This window comes from Pseudanabaena sp. FACHB-1998 (assembly GCF_014696355.1).
Classification (GTDB): Bacteria; Cyanobacteriota; Cyanobacteriia; order Pseudanabaenales; family Pseudanabaenaceae; genus Pseudanabaena.
In genome coordinates this window covers 116,396-139,355 of sequence record NZ_JACJQA010000026.1, presented here as the reverse complement: position 1 = coordinate 139,355, position 22,960 = coordinate 116,396, and the positions used below count along the sequence as shown (strand labels likewise).

At 41.2% G+C, this 22,960-nt stretch carries 25 protein-coding genes; 16 read left to right on the top strand and 9 right to left on the bottom strand.

Annotated features, from left to right (window positions below):
- Positions 1–38 precede the first annotated feature (38 nt).
- Both bchB and bchL read left to right on the top strand, forming a co-directional pair.
- Positions 39–1,766, top strand: coding sequence for a ferredoxin:protochlorophyllide reductase (ATP-dependent) subunit B (gene bchB, locus H6F42_RS10105; RefSeq protein ID WP_190399222.1), 1,728 nt, complete (start codon positions 39–41; stop codon positions 1,764–1,766).
- 92 nt (positions 1,767–1,858) lie between these two features.
- Positions 1,859–2,731 (top strand): ferredoxin:protochlorophyllide reductase (ATP-dependent) iron-sulfur ATP-binding protein, encoded by an 873-nt coding sequence (gene bchL, locus H6F42_RS10100; RefSeq protein ID WP_190399262.1) that lies wholly within the window; start codon positions 1,859–1,861, stop codon positions 2,729–2,731.
- 107 nt (positions 2,732–2,838) lie between these two features.
- Here bchL and H6F42_RS10095 read toward each other — a convergent pair whose 3' ends face one another.
- The gene (locus H6F42_RS10095; RefSeq protein ID WP_190399221.1) at positions 2,839–3,762 is read right to left on the bottom strand and encodes a LysR family transcriptional regulator; all 924 of its coding nucleotides are present in this window, start codon (positions 3,760–3,762) and stop codon (positions 2,839–2,841) included.
- A 312-nt stretch (positions 3,763–4,074) separates the two neighbouring features.
- Here H6F42_RS10095 and larB point away from each other — a divergent pair, with 312 nt between their 5' ends.
- Positions 4,075–4,824, top strand: coding sequence for a nickel pincer cofactor biosynthesis protein LarB (larB, locus tag H6F42_RS10090; RefSeq protein ID WP_190399220.1), 750 nt, complete (start codon positions 4,075–4,077; stop codon positions 4,822–4,824).
- Between the two features lie 87 nt (positions 4,825–4,911).
- On the opposite strand, the gene H6F42_RS10085 is transcribed toward larB, so the two are convergent.
- A complete protein-coding gene (locus H6F42_RS10085; RefSeq protein ID WP_190399219.1) occupies positions 4,912–5,580 on the bottom strand; it encodes a 4'-phosphopantetheinyl transferase superfamily protein in 669 nt (222 codons plus the stop codon).
- Between the two features lie 78 nt (positions 5,581–5,658).
- On the opposite strand from H6F42_RS10085, the gene H6F42_RS10080 reads away from it, so the two are divergent.
- On the top strand, positions 5,659–5,976 hold the full coding sequence (locus H6F42_RS10080) for a hypothetical protein (RefSeq protein ID WP_190399218.1): 318 nt from the start codon (positions 5,659–5,661) through the stop codon (positions 5,974–5,976).
- 114 nt (positions 5,977–6,090) lie between these two features.
- On the opposite strand, the gene H6F42_RS10075 is transcribed toward H6F42_RS10080, so the two are convergent.
- Together H6F42_RS10075 and H6F42_RS10070 are read right to left on the bottom strand one after the other, a co-directional pair.
- Positions 6,091–6,366 (bottom strand): MoaD/ThiS family protein, encoded by a 276-nt coding sequence (locus H6F42_RS10075; RefSeq protein ID WP_190399217.1) that lies wholly within the window; start codon positions 6,364–6,366, stop codon positions 6,091–6,093.
- Positions 6,367–6,486: 120 nt separating this feature from the next.
- Complete coding sequence (locus H6F42_RS10070; protein WP_190399216.1) at positions 6,487–6,951, bottom strand: hypothetical protein; 465 nt, start codon at positions 6,949–6,951, stop codon at positions 6,487–6,489.
- Between the two features lie 290 nt (positions 6,952–7,241).
- Here H6F42_RS10070 and H6F42_RS10065 point away from each other — a divergent pair, with 290 nt between their 5' ends.
- Both H6F42_RS10065 and H6F42_RS10060 read left to right on the top strand, forming a co-directional pair.
- Positions 7,242–7,379: a photosystem II reaction center protein K gene (locus H6F42_RS10065; protein WP_190399261.1), complete on the top strand. Its 138-nt coding sequence runs from the start codon at positions 7,242–7,244 to the stop codon at positions 7,377–7,379.
- A 428-nt stretch (positions 7,380–7,807) separates the two neighbouring features.
- Positions 7,808–8,044 carry a hypothetical protein gene (locus tag H6F42_RS10060; RefSeq protein ID WP_190399215.1) on the top strand — a complete coding sequence of 79 codons (237 nt, stop codon included), beginning with the start codon at positions 7,808–7,810 and terminating at the stop codon, positions 8,042–8,044.
- A gap of 118 nt (positions 8,045–8,162) precedes the next feature.
- Here the strand turns inward: H6F42_RS10060 and H6F42_RS10055 are convergent, their stop codons facing one another.
- Together H6F42_RS10055 and sppA are read right to left on the bottom strand one after the other, a co-directional pair.
- The gene (locus H6F42_RS10055; protein ID WP_190399214.1) at positions 8,163–8,726 is read right to left on the bottom strand and encodes a hypothetical protein; all 564 of its coding nucleotides are present in this window, start codon (positions 8,724–8,726) and stop codon (positions 8,163–8,165) included.
- A 93-nt stretch (positions 8,727–8,819) separates the two neighbouring features.
- The gene (sppA, locus tag H6F42_RS10050; RefSeq protein ID WP_190399213.1) at positions 8,820–9,830 is read right to left on the bottom strand and encodes a signal peptide peptidase SppA; all 1,011 of its coding nucleotides are present in this window, start codon (positions 9,828–9,830) and stop codon (positions 8,820–8,822) included.
- Between the two features lie 297 nt (positions 9,831–10,127).
- Here sppA and bchM point away from each other — a divergent pair, with 297 nt between their 5' ends.
- Positions 10,128–10,835, top strand: coding sequence for a magnesium protoporphyrin IX methyltransferase (bchM, locus tag H6F42_RS10045; protein ID WP_190399212.1), 708 nt, complete (start codon positions 10,128–10,130; stop codon positions 10,833–10,835).
- Positions 10,836–11,143: 308 nt separating this feature from the next.
- On the top strand, positions 11,144–12,091 hold the full coding sequence (gene hemC, locus H6F42_RS10040) for a hydroxymethylbilane synthase (protein ID WP_190399211.1): 948 nt from the start codon (positions 11,144–11,146) through the stop codon (positions 12,089–12,091).
- Positions 12,092–12,127: 36 nt separating this feature from the next.
- On the opposite strand, the gene rsmH is transcribed toward hemC, so the two are convergent.
- Positions 12,128–12,994, bottom strand: a complete 867-nt coding sequence (gene rsmH, locus H6F42_RS10035; protein WP_190399210.1) for a 16S rRNA (cytosine(1402)-N(4))-methyltransferase RsmH — start codon at positions 12,992–12,994, stop codon at positions 12,128–12,130.
- A gap of 366 nt (positions 12,995–13,360) precedes the next feature.
- On the opposite strand from rsmH, the gene H6F42_RS10030 reads away from it, so the two are divergent.
- Positions 13,361–14,254, top strand: coding sequence for a cation diffusion facilitator family transporter (locus H6F42_RS10030; RefSeq protein WP_190399209.1), 894 nt, complete (start codon positions 13,361–13,363; stop codon positions 14,252–14,254).
- Positions 14,255–14,268: 14 nt separating this feature from the next.
- On the opposite strand, the gene H6F42_RS10025 is transcribed toward H6F42_RS10030, so the two are convergent.
- Entirely contained in the window at positions 14,269–15,147 is an 879-nt protein-coding gene (locus tag H6F42_RS10025; RefSeq protein WP_190399208.1) for a neutral zinc metallopeptidase, read from the bottom strand.
- A 71-nt stretch (positions 15,148–15,218) separates the two neighbouring features.
- Entirely contained in the window at positions 15,219–15,953 is a 735-nt protein-coding gene (locus H6F42_RS10020; RefSeq protein WP_242018395.1) for an ABC-2 family transporter protein, read from the bottom strand.
- 350 nt (positions 15,954–16,303) lie between these two features.
- Here H6F42_RS10020 and H6F42_RS10015 point away from each other — a divergent pair, with 350 nt between their 5' ends.
- The 7 genes from H6F42_RS10015 to H6F42_RS09985 all read left to right on the top strand — a co-directional run bounded on the left by H6F42_RS10015 (position 16,304) and on the right by H6F42_RS09985 (position 22,952).
- A complete protein-coding gene (locus tag H6F42_RS10015) occupies positions 16,304–17,149 on the top strand; it encodes an ABC transporter permease (RefSeq protein ID WP_190399260.1) in 846 nt (281 codons plus the stop codon).
- A 66-nt stretch (positions 17,150–17,215) separates the two neighbouring features.
- Positions 17,216–18,619 (top strand): ABC transporter ATP-binding protein, encoded by a 1,404-nt coding sequence (locus H6F42_RS10010; RefSeq protein ID WP_190399206.1) that lies wholly within the window; start codon positions 17,216–17,218, stop codon positions 18,617–18,619.
- Positions 18,620–18,683: 64 nt separating this feature from the next.
- Positions 18,684–19,370: an acetyltransferase gene (locus tag H6F42_RS10005; RefSeq protein ID WP_190399205.1), complete on the top strand. Its 687-nt coding sequence runs from the start codon at positions 18,684–18,686 to the stop codon at positions 19,368–19,370.
- A 70-nt stretch (positions 19,371–19,440) separates the two neighbouring features.
- Positions 19,441–20,358, top strand: coding sequence for a hypothetical protein (locus H6F42_RS10000; protein WP_190399204.1), 918 nt, complete (start codon positions 19,441–19,443; stop codon positions 20,356–20,358).
- Positions 20,359–20,491: 133 nt separating this feature from the next.
- Positions 20,492–21,433: a GNAT family N-acetyltransferase gene (locus tag H6F42_RS09995; RefSeq protein WP_190399203.1), complete on the top strand. Its 942-nt coding sequence runs from the start codon at positions 20,492–20,494 to the stop codon at positions 21,431–21,433.
- On the top strand, positions 21,430–21,843 hold the full coding sequence (locus tag H6F42_RS09990) for an FdtA/QdtA family cupin domain-containing protein (protein WP_190399202.1): 414 nt from the start codon (positions 21,430–21,432) through the stop codon (positions 21,841–21,843). Before H6F42_RS09995 ends, H6F42_RS09990 begins: the two co-directional genes overlap by 4 nt.
- Positions 21,843–22,952, top strand: coding sequence for a DegT/DnrJ/EryC1/StrS family aminotransferase (locus tag H6F42_RS09985; protein ID WP_190399201.1), 1,110 nt, complete (start codon positions 21,843–21,845; stop codon positions 22,950–22,952). The genes H6F42_RS09990 and H6F42_RS09985 overlap by 1 nt, the downstream gene beginning before the upstream one ends.
- Positions 22,953–22,960: the final 8 nt, after the last annotated feature.

The following is a 22,960-nucleotide window of genomic DNA, read 5'->3' as shown; positions in this document are numbered from 1 at the left end:
ACTCTACTACTTAAAGGTATTTTTTATTAATATAAATTATGGAACTAACCCTCTGGACTTACGAAGGCCCACCTCATGTGGGAGCGATGCGAATAGCAACGGGCATGGAAGGAGTGCATTATGTACTTCATGCACCCCAAGGTGATACTTACGCCGATCTGCTATTTACGATGATCGAACGCCGCGATCGCCGCCCACCTGTGACCTATACAACTTTCCAAGCTCGCGATCTTGGCGGTGATACGGCGGAAATGGTCAAAACTTCGGTGCGCGAAGCCTACGAAAGGTTTAAACCTCAAGTAATGTTAGTGGGCGAAAGCTGCACTGCTGAGCTAATTCAGGATCAACCGGGTTCGCTAGCTAAGGGCATGAATTTGCCAATTCCCATCGTTAGCTTAGAGTTGCCCGCCTATTCTAAGAAAGAAAATTGGGGAGCAAGTGAAACCCTCTATCATTTAGTGCGGACATTATTACTGCCCGTAGTACCCAAGGCGGGAACCCAAAGACCTAAGCGCGAAGCTCATATCCGCCCTAAAGCGAACATCATTGGAGCGACGGCTCTAGGATTTCGGTGTCGGGATGACATTCGCGAAGTCATGAAATTGCTTGCCGAAATTGGCGTTGAGGTAAATGTGGTTGCGCCCATGGGAGCAACCCCAGACGACTTAAAGCGAATTCCAGATGCAGATTTTAATATTTGTCTCTATCCTGAAATCGCACTGACCACTTGTAGTTGGCTACAGCGCAGTTTCGGACAGCCAATTATTAAGACTGTGCCGATTGGAGTTGGCGCAACTCGCGACTTTATTGCAGAGATTGGCAAGGTTGCAGAGATTGATGTGAGTGAAGCCCTAGCGCGATCGCAAGCCGATACTCTCGGTAACTGGGATGCATCTCGCCTTTCTTCGGCAAATAATCCTAATGCTTCCCGCCTTCCGTGGTATTCGCGATCGGTGGACTCCACTTACTTAACGGGTAAGCGCGTATTTATCTTTGGTGATGCGACCCATGCTCTCGCCGCCGCCAGAATTGCCACCGAAGAATTAGGATTTACCCTTGTGGGTATCGGAACCTATAGCCGTGAATTTGCACGGGAAGTGCGCGAAGTCGCCAAAAAGCATGGACTGGAAGCTGTAATTAGTGATGACTATTTAGCAGTAGAAGCCAAAGTTGCCGAAGCCGCTCCAGAACTAGTCCTTGGTACTCAGATGGAACGGCATATTGCCAAACGCTTGGGCATCCCTTGCGCGGTAATTTCAGCCCCAATTCATGTGCAGGATGTGCCAGCCCGTTACTCACCTCAAATGGGTTGGGAAGGTGCGAATGTGATTTTTGATAGTTGGGTGCATCCTTTGATGATGGGACTAGAGGAGCATTTGATCGGTATGTTCCGCGAAGACTTCGAGTTTGCGGAAGGGCATATGAGCCACTTGCATACTGCCCCCTCTCAGGAAAATCGCCATGAAGTAACTCGTGAAGAAATGGGTGAAACTGCACAGAAAACCCCTATTAATTCTCAAGTTAATGGGTCGAGTAATGGGCAAATTCCCGCGACAGGTAATTCTAATCAAGCTGTACTTACACCTGTTGAGCAGGCGGTTGACGGGCTTACTTGGAGCGCTGATGGTGAAGCCGAGTTAAAGAAGATTCCCTTTTTTGTACGCGGCAAAATCAAGCGCAATACTGAGAAATTTGCCAGCGATCGCGGCATCAACACGATTACCACCGAAACCCTGTACGAAGCAAAGGCAGCGATCGGCAAATAACATCGTTTAGGCGCATAGTGCCTAAACGATATAGAAAATTATTTTTACATTAGGAGTTTATTTTGGTAGTTGCAAACGTTCGTCCCCCCGTTATTAATAAAGGAGAAGATGGAGAAGGAAGTCTCCAAGTCCATCAAGATCCCTCAATGGTTATTGAAGGTGCTTTAGTAATTGCGGTATATGGTAAAGGCGGGATTGGCAAATCCACCACTTCCTCTAACCTCTCCGCCGCCTTCTCTCACCTTGGCAAAAGAGTGCTACAAATTGGCTGCGATCCCAAGCATGACAGCACTTTTACCCTCACCAAGAGAATGGTTCCGACGGTAATTGATATTCTTGAAACCGTTGATTTTCATTCGGAAGAATTAAAGACCGAGGACTTCATGTTTGAAGGTTACAACGGAGTCATGTGTATTGAGGCTGGTGGTCCCCCCGCAGGTACAGGTTGTGGTGGCTACGTCACAGGACAAACCGTTAAACTTCTCAAAGAACATCATCTGCTCGAAGATACCGATGTCGTAATTTTTGATGTATTGGGTGATGTGGTTTGTGGTGGCTTTGCGGCTCCTTTGCAACACGCTCATTACTGCTTAATCGTGACGGCAAATGATTTTGACTCGATCTTTGCGATGAACCGCATTGTGGCGGCGATTCAATCTAAAGCTAAAAACTATCGCGTGCGTCTTGGTGGCATCATTGCTAACCGTAGCGAAGGAACCGATCAGATCGATAAATTTAATGAACGTGTCGGCTTAAAGACATTGGCACATTTCCGCACGGTTGATGCAATTCGCCGTAGCCGTTTGAAAAAATGTACGGTGTTTGAAATGGAACCCGAGCCAGAAGTTCTGGCAGTACAGCAAGAATATCTCAAGCTTGCAAAGACGATGCTTGAAGATGCTCAACCTCTTTATGCTCAACCTCTAAAGGATCGCGATATTTTCGATCTTCTCGGTTTTGACTAATATTGAAAAAATGGCTACGCCATTTTTTCAATATTAATCTCAAAAGATGAATGGCGGCGCATTGCGCCGCCATTCATCTTTTGGATCAAGAATGACAATAGCTATAATTACAAAGCATTGGGCAAAATCACAGAAATATCTTGCTGAATCATTTCAGCAGCAAGTTTACAGAAATATTGAATAGGAGGTATTTGGATCCGATCGCTAGTTGTGACTAACACAATTTCGCGAGTTAGACAGGGTTCACTCAGCGATCGCACCACGAGTTCAGGATCGTTAGTTACTTCCACCAAAAAAGTTTCAGGCAAAAGCGCAATCAAACTCCCCTGCTTCACTACCCCCCGAAAAGCCTCAAGGGAATTAAGCTCTAGCGCCGCATTCAAACAAAGCCCTTGACGATTAAACTGATCCTGTACCAATCTTTGTAAACCATAACCGTCCTTAAAGACTGCTTGCGGAAAGTTATGCAAATCCTTCCATGTTAGTTCTTCCTTTTTGCTAAGTGGATGATTTTTAGGAAGTAATAGTTGAATTTTTTCCTCATACAGTCGTTCTACGACCATTTCTGCACTAGCCGTTAGAAATGGGTTATTCATCACGATCGCAATATCAATTAAGCCATCCTTCAGTACCTTAAGAGCGCGATCGCTTCCCAAGGTCGTTACTCGCAACTGGACATTAGGATAGGACTTCGCAAATCTTTGTAATATCGGTGGCAGTTGATAGGCACAAGCGGAAGGAATTCCTGCTACGCAGAGTTCTGTTTGCTTACCTGCTTGCAAATCGTATAACTCTTGGGTAGCCGTAGCCCAGATCTGACAAATTTTTTTGGCATGGGGCAGTAGGCGATCGCCCCCTAAGGTTAGCTTGGCATTTCCCTGACGATGAAACAGCGAGATCCCCATCGTTGCCTCTAAAGACTGAACCTGTCGGCTAATCGTTGACTGACTAACTCCACATTTCTGCGCCGCTTGCTGAAAGTTTCCCGTTTCGGCAACCGCTAAAAAAGCCTGTAACTGTTCCAAACGCATGAGAGATTAACGATATTGGGGTTAAGTCTAATCTCATTAAGCCGCTTATAGGGTTTTATAAAAGTAGCATCGGTAACAAGAACTCATTTTTGAAATCCCTCCTACGGCGGGATTTCAAAAATTCTCACGTCTTCAACGTTGGAAATATAGCAAAGCAAGAGTTAGCCAGTACAAACAAAAGCCCCAGAAGACGAGTTGCGGCGCGAATCGCCGCAACTCGTCTTCTGGTTTTGCGTCTTAACAAAAATGGCAAAGTATACTCCCTACTTCTTTTGGGTGGCAAAAGCGATAAAATAGGATCTTTACATCCTTATGCACGATAACTTAAAGCAATTGTTAGAAACAGTTGCCAAGGGGGAGCTTAGCCCAGATAAAGCTTTAGAAGCCTTGAAATATCTCCACTATGAGTCGGTGGGAGACTTCGCAAAAATCGATCACCATCGCACTCTGCGGACAGGTTTTCCAGAGGTGATCTTTGGCTTGGGAAAAACTCCCGAACAAATTGTGCAGATCATGCGGGTGATGGAGTCTAAAAATCCACTGGTAATGGCAACTAAGATTTCGGCATTGGTCTATGACCAAATTCAGCCAGCTTTGAGAGGTTTGCGCTATTTTCCTCTTGCCCAAATTTGTTGCCTTGGCGAATCGACAATGAAAAAGTCAGGCACAATTACGATCATTACCGCAGGTACTGCCGACCTCCCGATCGCCGAGGAAGCGGCGGTTACAGGAGAACTATGCGGCTTTACGGTCAAACGTCTATGGGATGTGGGCGTTGCAGGAATTCATCGACTGCTCAGCCATCAGGGGGCGATCGCTGATGCCGATGTGATTATCGTGGTTGCAGGTATGGAGGGAGCGCTTGCCAGTGTGGTGGCTGGTTTGGCAAATTGTCCGATTGTCGCCGTACCCACCAGCATTGGCTATGGAGCCAGTTTTAACGGTTTGGCTCCCCTATTGACGATGCTCAATTCCTGCGCGACTGGAGTAGGTGTTGTCAATATTGATAATGGCTTTGGAGCCGCCATGCTGGCAGGCAAAATTTTGCATCGGCATAGCTAGGCAGGATTAATTACAAACCAAAACCCGTAAAGTTGCGCCCCGTAAAGTTACACCTCTACGGGGCGCAACTTTACGGGTTTTGGTAATTTAGTTTGCACAAGCACTTATGCATAAGGCGGCGGTGTAATTTGTGCCAATATCAACTTCTTGAGCGAGTATTTTTAATATCCATTGGTCAAGCTCCAAACTTTCCCCTAAAGGACTTTCGAGCAATGGGGAGACATCAATGCGATCAAGGATATGGGCGATCCCTTGCCCTGTTGCCTTGCCATAGGCTTCCTTTAATGTCCATGCTTGATAAAAAGCTAAATTGGCTAGATGTTTGGCGCGATCGCCTAAGCGCTGTAAAACTTGCTGCTCTGATCGCAAGAAATAACGATTCGCAATACTATCCACATCAGCATTGAGATTGATATATTCCACATCAATCCCCACCTCGCGATCGCTACAAACTGCATAAATCGCCAAATCGCCCGAATGAGACATATTAAAGTAAGGAGGTTTAGGCATTTTCGCAATATAGGGCTTACCGCGATCGCTATAGCTAAACACAATTTCCTGTGGCTCACAAGCCAACCACTGCGCCAAGATCACTCGCAAATTTCCCCTAGCCGCCACAAAATTACGTTTGAGATATTCGCGTTTGTAGCGATCAGCCCGCGATCGCTCCTCTTCAGACAGAAATTGCCATAGGCGATCGACCTCCAAAGCCGCAATATCCAGACTGACTTGGTAAATTTGCAAATCTTGGGACATGGTAGTGGACTCGCAATAACGCCGACCCTCTTCTGGGTATAGAATCTTAGAACTTGAAATTAGACTGAGAAAAACTCTATGAATTTCCCTCTAGTGATTGGCGCATTGCTTGTTTCGCTGCTGCTTTTGTGGTGGCTGATGAGTGTAATTAAAGCAAGCTTCAAAACTGCATTTTTAGTGGTTGCCGTCATTTTTACAGTGCAGGTATTAACGGGTGTGGGGCCCCAACAAATTTTTAATCAGGTCGGGCAATGGATGGGCATCTCGCTCACTAGATTTTCCTCATGGCTCCAAAACTGGGGCAACAAAAATAAATTCGATGGCGATAAAAAAATTCAGACGATGCTATGGATATTTCAATTTGCGATCGAAACTTTGGGGAGTGATTATCCTTAGAACATAAAAAGCAACGCTAAGCGTTGCTTTTTATGTTCTTAATCTGGCTGACTACAGCTATACCCAGCAAAGATTAAAAAACACAAAATGGCTAAGCTATTTTGTGTTTTGGTATTAGCCCCCTGCGATCGCGGGAATAATGCTGACTTCATCACCATCATTGAGAGCTGTATTAGCCCCATCAAGAAAGCGAATATCTTCGCTGTTGACATAAAAGTTTACAAAGCGGCGAAGATTTCCTTGCTCGTCACAAATGCGAGCCTTAATGCCCGGACAATTGGTTTCCAAAGAGTCAATGATTTGCTTAACCGAAGTACCCGCACATTCTACGGTTGCTTGGTTATTGGTTAATTGTTGGAGCGGAGTGGGAATTAAAACTTTAACAGCCATATTTTTGGTATCGATATTCAGAGAGATTTAGATTTAAGATTTTGCCATACTGACTAACCAACATTTTATCGCGATAAAATCGAAAAGGAGGCGACCCAAAGCGTCGCCTCCTTTTTTTAACTAGCGTCTAACCTTACCAGCAAAGCCTGAAGCCTTAAATTGCTTGAGTTCTAATGGCTCAGGCTGCTCGGCTGGAACCGCCACCATAATCTCAAACTCACTTTTACCTACGGGGATCTCCTCAACAGCACCCAGCCTTGAGCGTTCTGGCATCGCATCATTACCATTAGCATCATAAATTCTGCCAAAAATATCGGCATTGTAAACCACCTTACCCGATGGATTATCCGCATTGCCCTTAATCATGTAGCACTTCGCCGACATCACCCCGCCACCTAACACCATGTTTTTACCTGCATCGCCCGTACAAGGCTCATAGGTAACATTAGTTAACTTGACTTGGACACTGGCTAGGGCAGGATGGCTAAAGGTAAAGCTAGCCACACAGAGCAGAAGAGAGAGAAAGCTAATCTGTAATACTTTCACAATTACAGGAATATTTAGAAAACTTTGAGAGTTTTGCATCTTATAGTTTGCGATCGCCATATCTAAAAACCTATTTATAAATTATTTAGTAAATCATACGCAGTCAGGATTACAGCGCTTTGCACTGACTTAAAACCCAAGAAAGATTTTTGAAAGCTGCCCGAAGTGCCGCTTTCAAAAATCTTTCTGTCCTACTCAAACCTGCAAAAGGCTTCACTAAAAGCTACCCTTGCGAGTCCTAAAAATCTAGCTCCACCAAAAATTCTCAAAAAGAATGTATTCTTTGGGTGCTAAAATTCATCTTAGCTCTTGAAGGAGGTCTGTTTTTAATGCAATTTTGTCTACTACTCGCAACGTTACCTGAAGCGTATAGAATTTTCGATCCACTGGTCAACGTTCTTCCTGTGATTCCTGTGTTCTTCTTGTTACTCGCTTTCGTGTGGCAAGCAGCAGTTGGTTTCAAATAGGTTTTAAGTAGGTTTTAATTTAATCAAATTAATCAAAAACTTATAAGAAACTTTTGAAGTACATCTAGTACTTTTTCGCGTATTTCTCGCTTATTTTTAAAAGAAAAACGATATCAGCGATCGGGGTAGCGGCAACGTTACCCCGATTGTTTTATAACAATTTACAAAAGTGTTATCCCACTTTTGTAAATTAAAAACCAAACCCATTAAGGCTATACCAAGACTAAAAAATGGCGTTGCCATTTTTTAGTCTTGGTATTACAGAGCTATAGGCTCAAATCTTAACAGGAAAAATTTGAAAGTTTGGCAAAGCCAAACTTTCAAATTTTTCTTGTTAGGTAGTTCAAAAACTGTTTTAAGAACATAAGTTTAAGTCGGGCAAAGCCTGTCTCAAACTTATAAGATTTTATTTTTACGAAATAATCCCTATGGAAACTATCGGGCGTTGGACGAACAAATTTTTAATGTTCAATTTGTTCTTAGTATTTTTCTTTTTTGCATGGCTACTAGTTGCCCTCGGTGGCGAAAGTCTCAAAATTAATCTCGGTCTAGAACTCTGGCGACAACTATGGGAGCCATTGATTCAGCCTGTATTGGGTATTGTGATGGCTGGGGCGATCGCTAGCGGTGTCATTTCCAAAATCAAACAAAAGCTCTCTAAATAGAAATCCTGTAAAAGCTCACCCTAAAGGGGTGGGCTTTTACTAAACCCGTCTGAGCCAACCATTAATCGTAAAGCGACTATCTGCGAAATATTCTGAGGGACAACTCACGGGCAATACCTCATGCATACGCCGATTCAATCATTAATTCTGAGAATTCAGGAAAATAGGTGAGATAAAATGAACGCCGATAATTGGGATCGTTGGCGGAGTTAGTAGTGGGTAAAAATTCAGGCTGTTTATTAATGCTGTAGCGCAATAGATCATTTAACTGCTTGGGAGTGAGGAAGTTTTCAATTAAGGCATAGGGAGAAGGAATAATTTCTGATGGCGCTAATGCTTGATTTATCGATGGCTGAGGCGCTTTAGTAACGGTAGTTGTTAAGAGAGATCTATCTAGATTTGCAGGAGATTGTCGTTCTTTGATTGTCCAAAATCCTGCTCCTGATTGACAATCCACTAGATGGCATTCAAAGTTTCGCCAAGGAAATTTGTAATTTATTTTCTGAGATGTAACTAAAGAGTGAAGATTTTCGATAAAGCTCGGTTCGAGATTGAGCAGTAATCCTAACTCCTCGGTTGACAGCCAAAAGCCAGATTCGACAATATGTTTAATATGATCCAATTGTTGAATGAGAAGATGAACCTGATGGCTACGTTCTTCGGAAAAAATAATTGATTTCATAGAATTACAGCGCTAGGCATGATCTTAAAACCCAGATAAATTTTTGAAAGCGTGGCTATGCCACGCTTTCAAAAGTTTATCTACACTACTTTGTTAGTTCGACCAACTTGGCATTAGCAAAATGGGCGGATCGTAGCTGCCTAGTTGCGTATTTTGTCCTGTGAGCCTAGAAGAAAGCTGATCGGCGATCGCACCCGAAATTTTGCCAGTCCCCGCAATATCAAAGAATGGAAGCGCAATGCTGACACTTGCTTGATTGAGCAGTTGATCTAATAATCTCTCAAAGGAAGCCAGCGATCGCCTAATGGGTAATTCCTTGTTTTCAGGTAAATCAAATTTCTTTCTGGCTAAGCTACGGAGATCGGTCACAGCTTCATTTAAGGTTCCAATAGCATCAACCAGCTTATTTTCCTTCGCTTGACTGCCTGTATACAGCCGCCCATCTGCCAATTTCCGAACCTCTTCTAAATCCATTTTGCGACCTTTCGCCACATCGCTAATAAATTCTTGATAGGTACTTTGAAGCAGATCTTGCAGTAGTTGGCGTTCTGGATCGGATAATTCGCGGAAGGGCGACAGAATATCTTTGTATGCGCCAGTTTTAATGGTTTGGGACTTAATGCCCACCCGATCTAATAAATCCTTAGCCGTGACTCCACTCAAAATTACACCGATGCTACCCGTCAAGGAGCCAGCATTTGCATAGATTTTGGTGGCGGCACTAGCGGCATAGTAGCCCCCACTGGTCGCCTGATCGAGCATACTTACGACCACAGGCTTTTTCGCGCTTAAATCCTTAATGGCGGCGTAGAGTTCTTTGCTAGCGCCAACGGTTCCGCCCGGACTATTGATCGATAGCAATACCCCTTTAACGGTGTCCTCATCAATGAGTTCGCGCAGGCGATCGCGTACTGCTAATGCTCCTGTCGCCGAACTCCGCGCACCTGTAATTACGCCATCAAGCGAAACTAACTCAAGGCGATCGCGATCGAGTACTTTCTTGAGATTCAGGGCTTCATCCATTTGGCGACGTTGAATCCCAAAGGTAGCGGAAACAAAGCAAACAACGACTAAAACAAGAGCAATAATGCGATTGAGTTGCATAGAAATTTTTGTGGCAGTTGCTTTAGTTTAATATACTCCCTTCCTACTTACAGCGCTTTGCGTTCAAACCCAAGCCAAGAGATAATACCAAATCACAAAAGTGTGATCACACTTTTGTGATTAAAAAACCAAACCCAGTAAGGTTTTTCCAATGAAGAAATGGCGTAGCCATTTCTTCATTGGGTATAATTCGTCTGATCGAAAATTGCTGTAACTGGCTACTGCTATAGGTTAAAATCATCGTCTGCAACAAAACTATTAATTTAATTAGCTTTTTGAAAAGCTTTTTTCACAATCATGGCAAATAAATCCACTACTACCGCAACTAAGCCAGCACCAAAAAAAGATAAGGAAATAGTTCGCGATTACTTTAATTCCACTGGGTTTGATCGCTGGCGGCGTATTTACGGTGAAGGTGACGTGAACCGAGTGCAGCGTGATATTCGTATCGGGCATCAACAAACCGTTGATTATGTGTTGGGCTGGTTCAAAAATGATAAAAATGCGGCTGATCAAACGGTCTGTGATGCAGGTTGTGGAACTGGCAGTTTGAGTATTCCTCTAGCAAATATGGGGGCAAAGGTATACGCTAGCGACATTTCTGAGAAAATGGTCGGCGAAGGTAAAGAACGCGCCACTGATCCCGAAAATCCAGTATTTGAAGTCAAGGATTTAGCTTCCTTATCTGGAGAATATGACACCGTAATTTGCTTAGATGTTTTAATCCATTATCCTGATGCCGATTCAGAAGCAATGATCGCCCATTTGGCTTCCCTTGCCAAGTCCCGTCTCATTCTCAGCTTTGCTCCTAAAAATCCCTACTATATCCTTATGAAGAAAGTGGGCGATATGGTTCCGGGTCCTAGCAAGGCAACTCGCGCTTATCTCCACAAGGAGTCCGATGTGCGTCGGGTTCTCAAAAGTCTAGGTTTTACAATCAAGCGTAAAGAGTTTACTGCAACTTCTTTCTATTTCTCTAGATTATTAGAAGCTGTTCGTAATTAATCTCAAATCTATAGCTCACGCAGTACGTGAGCTATAGATTTAAAATGACGGCATCAACTTCGCTATAGCTGTAAATCGTGTGGCGTAAGAATTCTTTACATTGCTTAAATAGGCGATCGCATAGAAACCGTAGCAAAACCTGTTTGAATAGAAAATGGTGCTTTTAGTTCGATTTTTATAATCTTTTTATATCTTAAAAATCTCACCATGCCATCAAATCTAGTCCTTATGAATGCTGATTAGCACTATTCATAATGGCTCATAAGTCCTTTAACTTTTAACTTTTAACTTTATTCACCCTCTGTCCTATGGCATCCTCAACAGTTCGCATTAGTTCTCGCAAAAGTCAGCTAGCACTGGTACAAACGCATTGGGTACAAGCGGAACTAAGCAAAGCACATCCTGATATCCAATTTGATGTCGTTACCATGAGTACACAGGGCGATAAGATCCTTGACGTAGCTCTAGCGAAAATCGGCGATAAAGGTTTATTTACCAAAGAATTAGAAGTATCAATGCTGACCAAAGAGTCAGACCTTGCAGTACATAGTCTCAAGGACTTGCCAACCAATTTGCCCGAAGGTTTAATCCTTGGTGCGGTAACAGAGCGCGAAGATCCCGCCGATGCGCTAGTAGTGCATGAAAAGCTCAAGGATAAAAGTCTCGCCACTTTGCCCTCTGGTACTGTAGTTGGGACATCATCCTTACGTCGTCTCGCCCAGTTGCGCCATTACTACCCCCACCTCACTTTTAAGGATGTACGCGGTAACTTAAATACTCGTCTCCAAAAGTTAGATTCTGGCGAGTATGATGCGTTGATTTTGGCTGCCGCAGGTTTGCGTCGTTTGGGGATGGGCGATCGCGTTCATGAGGTAATTGATGCGGAGATTTCTCTCCATGCAGTCGGACAGGGAGCCTTGGGCATCGAATGTCGTGCTGAAGATCCTGATATTGTGGCGCTATTTACCCCAATTATTCACTATCCCACGACTCAACGCTGTCTGGCTGAGCGTTCCTTCTTGCGTGAACTTGAAGGCGGTTGCCAAGTTCCCATTGGTGTAAACACTTCCATTAATGGCGATAAGTTAACCCTTAAGGGAATTGTCGCTAGTCTTGATGGCAACACTCTGGTTAAGGGTGAGGTAACAGGCGATCTCAGCAATCCAGATGTGATCGGGGCAGAACTCGCTGACGATCTCAAATCTAAAGGCGCTCAAGACATTCTCAATAAAATCTTCGCCGAAGTAAGAGCGTAGAAGCATAAAAAAAGAGGTGCGCTGCACCTCTTTTTTTTAAGCAATCCTTTGAGCAATGCGAAGCTTTGCCGATCGCGCTCTGGGATTGGCTTTATTTTCTGCGTCGGTGGCAATGATCACTTTTTTGGTGAGAACTTGTAAACGCTCATCTTCACGAAATGTATGTTTAACAATGCGATCTTCCAAACTATGGAAGGTAATCACCGCGATTTTGCCACCAGTTTTTAGCCAATTCGGGGCAACGGCAAGCCATTTCTCCAGACTTTCTAATTCACGATTGACGACAATTCTTAAGGCTTGAAAAGTCCGCGTAGCAGGATGGATGCGACCATGACGATAACTGGAAGGAACACATGCCGCGATCGCATTAGCCAGCTCCAAGGTGGTTTTAAAAGGACGTTTCTCGACAATTTGACTGGCTATTCTGCGAGAGAGTCTCTCTTCACCAAATTTAAAAATGATATTAGCAAGTTCTACTTCTTTATAATGATTGACGATTTCGGCGGCGGTGAGGGTCTGCCGATTATCCATTCGCATATCCAGATCACCAGATTCTCGAAAGCTAAAGCCTCTCTCAGCGACATCAAACTGCGTCGAGCTTACGCCTAAATCCGCTAAAATCCCATCAAAGAGTAAGTCAGTACTAGGTTTATATTCACAAAAGTTACCCCGCCAAAAGGTAACTTGATTGGCATAATCTTTTAAATTTTCACTTGCCGCCGCGATCGCCATTTCATCGCGATCAATTCCTACCAAGCTCACATTCTCCGCCGCTTGCAAAATTAAAGCGCTATGCCCACCACCGCCCACCGTGCAATCAAGATATATTCCATCTGAGATGATTTCTAAACCAGCGATCGTGGGTTCGGCAAGGACAGGAACGTGATGAAACTGAGCAGTCATATTTTTGAGATTTTAAATCGAATCTTTCGGGGTCGCCTGTAGCTACTATACTTTCATTTATGACTTTGAAGAGGGACTTTTTGCTTCTAAACCCTCTATTTCTAAGCCTTGATTTCAGTTCTGCAATAGGTCTATTGAATTCTTTAGAAATGAATCCCAAAGATGAGTAACGGCGCTACTCATCTTTAGGATTCATTTCTACAGAAAAGTTGCATTGCTGTAGCTGTGGTCACTTGGATTAGGACAAATCAAAACCCCATAGGCGAGTGGCGGCGCTTCGCGCCGCCACTCGCCTATGGGGTTGAGTCCTCACAAGAATGGCAACAGCTATATATAATCAATATGCCTATTTTGATAAGTTTCCCTATGCACAGCCAATCTGCTCGCTACTATGCTTTTATCTCAATTGGAGCGGCAATCTTAACAATCGCTTTAAAATTAGGCGCTTATCTTTTAACAAATTCGGTGGGATTCCTTTCCGATGCCCTTGAGTCGGGAGTAAACCTAGTTGCAGCAATGGGTGCAGTATGGGCTTTAACCTATGCAGCTAAACCTCCTGACGAAGAACATGCCTTTGGGCATTCTAAAGCAGAATATTTCTCTAGTGGATTTGAAGGGGCGTTGATTTTAGTAGCCGCCATTAGTATCGCGATCGCGGCTATTCCTCGACTCGCTCACCCTGAGCCACTCGAAAAAATCGGTCTAGGACTGGGGTTATCAATACTCGCATCAATCGTTAACGGAGTAGTTGCCCTTATCTTGCTTAAGGCGGGGAAACGATTGCACTCCATCACTTTACGAGCTGACGCTCATCATTTATTAACCGATGTCTGGACTTCAGTGGGAGTAATTTTAGGATTATTATTAGTTTCCGTAACAGGTTGGCTAATTCTCGATCCGCTCATTGCTCTGATTGTTGCCGCTAATATTGTGTGGACTGGGCTCAAACTCATTCAAGAAAGTGGTTCCGCTCTATTAGATGCTTCAATTCCTCTCGAAGAAAGACAAATGATCAATGAGATTTTATCTCCCTACGATCGCCAAAAAGTCCAGTTTCATGCAATTCGTACCAGAATGGCTGGGAATAGACGTTTTGTATCTTTTCATATCTTAGTCCCCGGCTCATGGACAATTCAACAGGGACACGATCTATGTGAAGAAGTGGAAACATCAATTTGTGCGGCTATTCCCAATATAAATGTCTTTACACATTTAGAACCCCTCGAAGATCCCAAATCTTGGACAGACCAAGATTTATAGCTGTCGCCATACTCCTATAACTGACTAGCTTCAAAGGTATCGCATTGATCAATATCGCCAGTATTCAATCCTCGCTTAAACCAAGTAACTCGTTGCTGCGAAGTTCCGTGGGTAAAAGACTCAGGAATAACATGACCACTTTTAGATTGCTTTTGTAGATAGTCATCACCAATTTGAGTGGCTGTATCCAGAGCCTTAGCCACATCTTGATCGGTAATTAATCCTTTCTGAGCCGTAAAATGCCCCCAAACTCCCGCCAAGCAATCCGCTTGCAACTCCAGACGCACAGATAATTCATTAGCCTTTGCCTTACTAGAACTTGACTTTAATTGCCGAACCTTGCCCGAAGTACCCCGTAAATTTTGAATGTGATGCCCCACCTCATGGGCGATCGCATAGGCTCTCGCAAAATCAGCATTATTTCCAGCCGTTGCTTCTAAATATTTAAAGAAGCCCATATCTAAATAAACCTTGCGATCGGCGGGACAGTAAAAAGGACCCGCCGAAGTTTTCGCCGATCCGCAAGCCGAATTCACATAACCATTAAACAAAACTAACTTTGGGGCTTGGTAATTAGTTTTTAGCTGCTGCTTAAAAATCCGATTCCATGTGTCCTCCGTATCGCCAAGCACTGATCGCACAAAAGTAGAATCCCGATCCTTAGCAGGGGTTTTCACCAAACTTTGAGGAGCAGGCACATTTTGACTAGTATTGTTCAGAAAACTTAAAATTTGAGCAGGATTAATTTTAAATACAAAACTCGCTATCAAAGCGATCGCCACACCACCAAAACCCAAGCCACCCAGCATTCCCATAGGTGATGAGCTAGGACTAGATGAACCATCTCGCACATCCTCTACATTGTCGCTTTGGCGCATTTCATCCCATTTCATATGGTCAATCCCAGTGTTACAGGTTATTTAAAAGTTTAATCTAAACAGCTAAGCATACAGCGCTTTGCGCTTTATGCACCCATCCCCGAGTATTGCTTAATACCCTTACGCCACAACCACCGACTAAATACAAAAAAAACAACCATCCATCCCGCCATCACCCCAATACCCTGCCAAAAATTTACATCCTTACCAATTAAAATCGTCGCAGGAAAATAAACCATATAGGGAAAAGGAGTCCACATCACAATTTCACGAACCAAAAGTGGAAACACCTCAAGGGGGGCAATAATCCCAGACAAGAAAATATATGCCAAAAACCAAAGCTGCTCGATCGCACTAGCTCGCTCCGTCCAAAAGGCAAACATCCCAAAAGTATATTGAATTAAAAATCTCAAGGTAAAGGCGATCGCCACAATTAAAATCGTCACAACGCCATCAGCCCAAGACGGAATCCAGAAAGATTGTGGGTAAATCACAAAAAATAAAGCGATCAAGCCCACCAACATCGGCAATCTCGCACAGCGCTCGGCAATATGCCCCACAAAATGATGCCAAAAAGGATCAATCGGCTGTAACAAGCGATGGGATAGCTGCCCTGAAAGCAACTCCTTTTCAAAATCCCAAATCACCCACACAATATTAAATTGTCGTACGATAAATACTGCCAAAAAGTAGCGAATAAATTCTAAGGAAGTAATCCCAAATCCTCCATTCTCCGAAGCCTTAAGCCAAGCCCCCATCAAAATAAAAGGCAAAGAGTTAGAGAGCACCCAAATAAATAACTCTGCTCGATATTCGAGCATATAAGCATAATAAGTCGCGAATAAAACCCTCGTTAGCCGAGTTATATATTGAATTCTTTTTCTCATGAATTTTTGACCTATATAACCTAATTTATTTTACCTGCTTCCTTCTCACCCAAGAATTAGTGGTGCGGCGCTTCGCGTCGCACCACTAATTCTTGGGTGAGAAGGTTTATTTTTAGACTAAGAAAGAAATATGAGATTTACATAAACAAGCACCTGTGGCTCACATTGCGGGGACATCACAGTTGCTTGTTTTTTAGATTTAATAGCGCCCAGCTACTTAACAACTTACGGTATACTTACAAAAAATTCTGGCAAAAATTTGGAGATACAGCTTGCGGCAAGGAATACATGGAATTTTAAGCAAAATCACAAAGATAAAAAAGATAATTCCTCTTAATTCATACCAGTGGGCTAAGTTTGATCTGCTCAGAACCCTAGTTAAACGCGACCTAGAAGCAAAGTACAAAGGCTCCATTCTGGGTAATCTTTGGCCGTTAGTCAATCAACTGTCCCAATTGCTGATTTATACCTATGTATTTGCGATCGTGCTTAAGGTAAAACTCAATATTCAAGGCATACCGAGCAACAACTTCACATTTGGACTATGGCTGTTTGCAGGTTTATTACCTTGGATCGCCTTTACGGGTGGATTAACCCAAGCTTCCAACTCAGTCCTAGCTCAACCAAACTTAGTCAAAAAAGTAGTATTTCCCCTCGCACTACTACCTTTAGTTCCGATACTATCAGTTTTTATTGAATCTGCCTTTGGGCTAGTAGCTTTAATCCTCTCCGTAGCTCTCACTACTCACACCCTACAACCCACCCTAGCTTTGTTACCCTTAGTATGGCTAACCCAACTATTACTAACAGCAGGTTTAGGATATCTCGCCGCAGCATTAACAGTCTTTCTACGTGATATCCCCCAAACTTTGGGAATAATTTTAAATATTTGGTTTTATATGACTCCGATCATTTATCCAGCTTCCGCTATCCCAGAAACATTTCGAGATTGGGTATTTTGGCTAAACCCCCTCGCTGCAATATCTGAGGTTTACCGAGATATCATATTGGTTGGCGAAATCCAGCATTGGAGTGAATGGGGTGTTACTGCAATTATGTCCTTATTAATGTTGTGCTTTGGTTTTTTGACCTATAAACGATTACGCCCAGCTTTTGCAGATGTACTGTAAAAACATGAAAATCTGGAGCGATTTATCTTGAATAGTTTAGTGAACTAATACAAAAAATTTTAAAAAATGCAAGAAAATATTGCAATTTCCCTTAAAAATGTATCGAAATGCTTTAAGCGTTATGCTCGACCAGTGGATAGACTGAAAGAACTCATTTTATCTAATAAGAGCTATGCTCAAGAGTTTTGGGCATTACGTGATATTTCCTTTGAGATTAACAAAGGAGAAACTGTAGGGATAATTGGTCGTAACGGCGCTGGTAAATCAACACTTTTACAATTAATCTGCAAAACTTTAACTCCTACTAATGGAGAGTTGCTAGTAAATGGACGAGTTGCAGCTTTACTAGAATTAGGAGCAGGATTTAATCCTGAGTTTACAGGTCGCGAAAATGTATATATGAATGGAGCGATCATGGGGCTTTCTAAACTAGAAGTAGATGAAAGTTTTGATAATATTGCTGCCTTTGCTGATATTAAAGACTTTATCGATCAACCCGTAAAAGCCTACTCCAGTGGTATGTACGTCCGCCTAGCCTTTGCCTCTGCAATTCATGTCCAGCCAGACATTTTAATTGTTGACGAAGCCTTAGCCGTTGGAGACATGTTCTTTCAAGCCAAATGTATGGCTCGGATGAGGCAGATGATGGAGTCTGGTGTAACCGTATTATTTGTCAGTCACGACACAAGCTCAGTAAAAGCACTTTGTCAGAGAGGGGTTTTTTTGGAAAATGGAGAACTTAAACAAATAGGTAAAGCTTCTGAAGTAGTAAGTATTTATACAAGTCTAGTTCATCAAGATATGAATCAAGACTTAAAAAATCACTTAAAAAACAAAAACCAAGAGAGCAGTTCCAATCAAAATACAGATAGTAATGAGCAAAACATTCAACAAACAAACAATAGTGAAGAATTAAATCATCGCCATATTTCTGAATTTATCTCTCTAAATTCTAGTATATCTAATATATTTGTTTCTCTTGATCAGGAAGTTAGTTTCCTCCACCATAGCTATCGTTACGGAGACGGAGGAGCGAGAATATTAGATGTTAAATTAATAGATAGTAACAAAAAAATTACAAACCTTCTAGAGCTTCACGAAAAATACTTCATTCAGATTTCTATACGCTTTGATAAGTTACTACCATCATTCTGTGTAGGCTATTCATTTCGAGATTTAAAAGGGCAGCAGGTAATTGGAAGCGTCTCAACAGTAGAAAATATCGAAATGCCCAATGTTGAGATAGGAGATGTATATATTGTTGAAATATCTAGTGTTAATGTACTACATGCTGGCAACTATACGATCGCTGTTGGCGTTGAAATGCCAGTACTAATAAATCAGCAACATATTATTATGGATGTTGTAGAAGAAGCTATGGTTTTTGAGTCTAAATGGCCCGAAGATAATCGCATACGATTTCCTTCAATGGTTTATATCAAAAATAATTTCAACATTTTAAAATGCTAATGAATAGCAAAAACCGAATCAAAACAAAACTAAGATAGTAAATTTATTGATAAAGTTAAAAACTATGAATAGCTCTAAAGAAAAAGAAAAACTTATTATTGTTGGAGCAGGCGAAACTGCTGAAATAGCCTACGAGTACTTTACCCATGACTCTGAATATGAAGTCATCGCTTTTAGTGTCGAATCAGATTATATTAACGCAAATGAGTTATTTGGATTACCTATAGTAGCGTTTGAGACACTAGAGGAAAAATATGATCCCCAACACCACAAAGTCTTTGTAGCGGTCTCTTACACCAAGTTAAATAGAGTTCGCACAAGTCTATATCAAAAAGCCAAACAAAAAGGATTTTCAATGGCTACATATATTAGTTCTAAAGCCTTTGTTTGGCATAACGTCGAAATTGGAGAGAATTGTTTTATTTTCGAGAATAATGTTATTCAATACAAGGCTAAAATTGGTAACAACGTTATTTTATGGAGTGGTAATCATATAGGGCATCGAGCAGTTATTCATGATAATTGTTTTATATCTTCCCATGTTGTAGTTTCTGGATATTGTGAAATCGAGGAAAACTCCTTCTTAGGCGTAAATAGCTGTTTAGCAGATCACGTAAAAATCGGCTTAGACAACGTGATAGGAGCAGGAGCAGTTATTACAAAAAACACTGAAGCAGCTAAAGTTTATATTGGTAATCCAGCCCAAGCATCAAAAGCAAGTAGTTTAAAGCTCTTTAAAGTTAGTTTTTGATTTATGGAAGTGTTAATTATCAAACACAAAATATATAGAAGAAAGAATTTAAAATATTTTCAGTAAAATTATGACGTGGAAGAAAAGAGGTAGAATTTTTAATCTGGAAGGTCAAGTGAAATGGGCTTCTCATTCATTTATGACTCCTACTCCTTGGCAACTAAATGACGATACAATTCGTATCTTTGGGGGAATGCGTGATGATAAAGGAATTAGTCGAATTGGGTATATAGATGTCGATACTTATAATCCTAAAATCGTAAAAAAAATTAGTAAAACCCCTATATTAGACATAGGAATTTCAGGCGCATTCGATGACAATGGACTGATATTAGGAGATGTTATTGCTGCTAATGACAATCAAATTTACATGTACTATGTAGGTTTTCAATTAGTAGAAAAAGTAAAGTTTTTAGCTTTTACTGGTTTAGCTATTAGTAATGATAAAGGATATTCATTTAGTCGATATTCAGATGCGCCCATACTGGATCGTTCCCACAATGGCTTATATATTAGAGCAATTCACACTGTCATTAAAGAAAACAGTAAATGGAGATTTTGGTGTGGTGAGGGACGAAGATGGCACTATATTAATGGAATTGCTTATCCATCCTACGAAATTTGGTACACAGAATCTGATGATGGCATAAATTTTAATAAGACAGAGCAACTGGTCTTGACCTATAGAGATGGGGAGTACCGCATAGGTAGACCAAGGGTTTACAAAGCTTCTGATGGTTATGATATGTATTTTACTTGTGACACTCTAAACAAACAATATTTTTCGGGGTATGCACACTCTATTGATGGTCTAACTTGGGAACGAGATGATTCTAAATTTTTATTGCAACGTAGTGAAAGTGGATGGGATTGTGAAATGTTATGTTACCCATCACTTCATGTAACTCCACATGGTAATAAGTATATTTTCTATAGTGGTAATGGCATGGGTTACTCAGGGATTGGATATGCTGAATGGGAAAACTAAATCTATTTCCAATCTTTTAACTGTATCCTAATTTCAAACAAAGGTTTTTGTATTAATGGGACAAATTAACATATAGAAAATGATTAGATTTACATTCTATATACTAATTTTTAATCAAACGGAGGAAATATAAATGGATATTCAAAAATATGATTTTGAGCAAAAAAAAACTTGGGATAAATTTATTTTGAATTCCAAGAATGGAACTTTCTTGTTTTTTAGAGATTATATGGAGTATCACGCGGATAAATTCAGTGACTTTTCTTTAATGTTTTTTGATGACAACCATCTAATTGCAGTAATGCCAGCAAATTTAGATAGTCAAACCTTAATTAGTCATGGCGGGTTGACTTTTGGAGGTGTTATTAGTAGTAATCACATGAAAGCCAACAAAATGCTTGAAATATTTGCCTCTTTAAAGATTTACTTAATCCAACAAAAGATTGATAAACTTGTATACAAAGCTATACCCCATATATATCACCGCATACCATCTGAAGAAGATTTATACGCACTATTTGTCAATAAAGCAACATTATTTAGAAGAGATATTGCTTCTACTATTTTACTAAGAAATAGACCTTCTTATTCTAAAGGGCGTAAGCACATTATTAATAAAAGCCGTAAATTTCTGATAAATGTAGAACAAAGTTTTGATTTTTTAGGGTTTATGAGTATTGAGATAGAACATTTAGGAAATAAGTATGGCAAAAAGCCTGTACATACACCTCAAGAAATTGAATATTTAGCATCTATTTTTCCAAATAATATTAAGTTATTTGCAGCTTTTAAAGATAAAATTATGTTAGCAGGGGTTTTAATTTATGAGAATTCTGAGGTCGCTCATGCCCAATATATAGCAGCAAATGAATTAGGCAAACAAATAGGTGCCCTTGATGCAATCCTAGATTTCTTAATAAACTCCTACTACATAAATAAAAAATATTTTGATTTTGGTATTTCAACCGAAGATCAGGGCAAATATTTAAATACAAATTTAATTAGCAATAAGGAAAGTTTTGGTGCTAGAGCAGTTACTTATGATTTTTATGAAATGAGCGTTAATCAAATATGACTTTACACAACTGTAAAATAATAGAGTTTCCCAAGATAAATGATTACAGAGGTAATTTAACCTTTGTAGAAAGTTCACGTCATATACCTTTTGATATTCAGAGAGTTTATTATCTCTATGATGTACCCGGAGGGGCTGAACGAGCGGGACACGCTCTTAAGACCTGTAATCAGATACTCATCGCTATGTCTGGCAGCTTTGATGTACTTCTAGATGACGGGTTTCAAAAGAAATGTTTTCATCTCAATAGATCATATTATGGGCTGTATGTGTCTCCTATGATTTGGCGCGAAATCAATAATTTTTCTTCAGGTTCTGTATGTATGGCGTTAGTTTCTACTTATTATGATCCCGAAGATTACTATCGAAACTATGAAGACTTTCTCAAAAAAGTAAAAGGTGACTCTTAATGAAAGTGCCATTTCTTGATTTACATTCTCCCTATATTGAATTGAAATCTGAGCTTGATTCCGCTTATCAGAGAGTCATGGAATCAGGATGGTATATCTTGGGCAAAGAAGTTGAGGCTTTTGAAACTGAATTTGCTTCGTACTGTGATGCTAAATATTGCGTCGGCGTGAGCAATGGATTGGAAGCTTTACATCTAATTTTACGCGCAATGGAGATCGGGGCGGGAGATGAGGTTATAGTTCCAGCAAATACTTACATAGCTAGTTGGCTAGCCATTTCTCAGGCAGGTGCTAGGGTAGTCCCTGTCGAGCCTGATGAAAAGACGTACAATATCAATCCACTACTGATTGAAAATGCTATTACATCTCGAACTAGAGCGATTATAGCTGTTCATCTATATGGGCAACCTGCTGATATGGATGCAATTAACGAAATTGCCACGCGGCACAATCTCAAAGTAATCGAAGATGCGGCTCAAGCCCATGGTGCAAGATATAAAAATCGTCGTGTTGGTAGCTTGGGGGAGGCGGCGGGTTTTAGCTTTTACCCAGCTAAGAATTTAGGGGCGATCGGTGATGCTGGAGCAGTAACGACTAATAAGGCAGAGTTAGCTGATAAAATTCGACTTTTGCGAAACTATGGTTCTCGCGTAAAATATGACAATGAAATTCAGGGATATAACAACCGACTTGATGAATTGCAAGCCGCTTTTTTACGAGTAAAATTATCCAAATTAGACGAGTGGAATACTCGAAGATTACAAGTTGCTAGGCAATACTTGAATACCTTAAGTAACAACTCAGATTTGACTTTACCATTTACGCCTAAATGGGCAGAGCCAGTGTGGCATTTATTTGTTATTCGTTATCCAAATAGAGATGAACTCCAGCAAAAGTTGCATCAATCTGGAATAGCTACATTAATACACTACCCAATTCCTCCAAATTTATCTAAGGCTTACAGTAGACATAAAGACTTAGAAGAATACCCCGCCTCTTTCCCACTTACGGAGAGCTTAAGTAGAGAGATTCTTAGTTTGCCGATAAGTCCTCATATAAGTGAGCAAGAAATCGATATGATTACAAAAGTACTAATAAGTTTTATATAGGAAAGTTA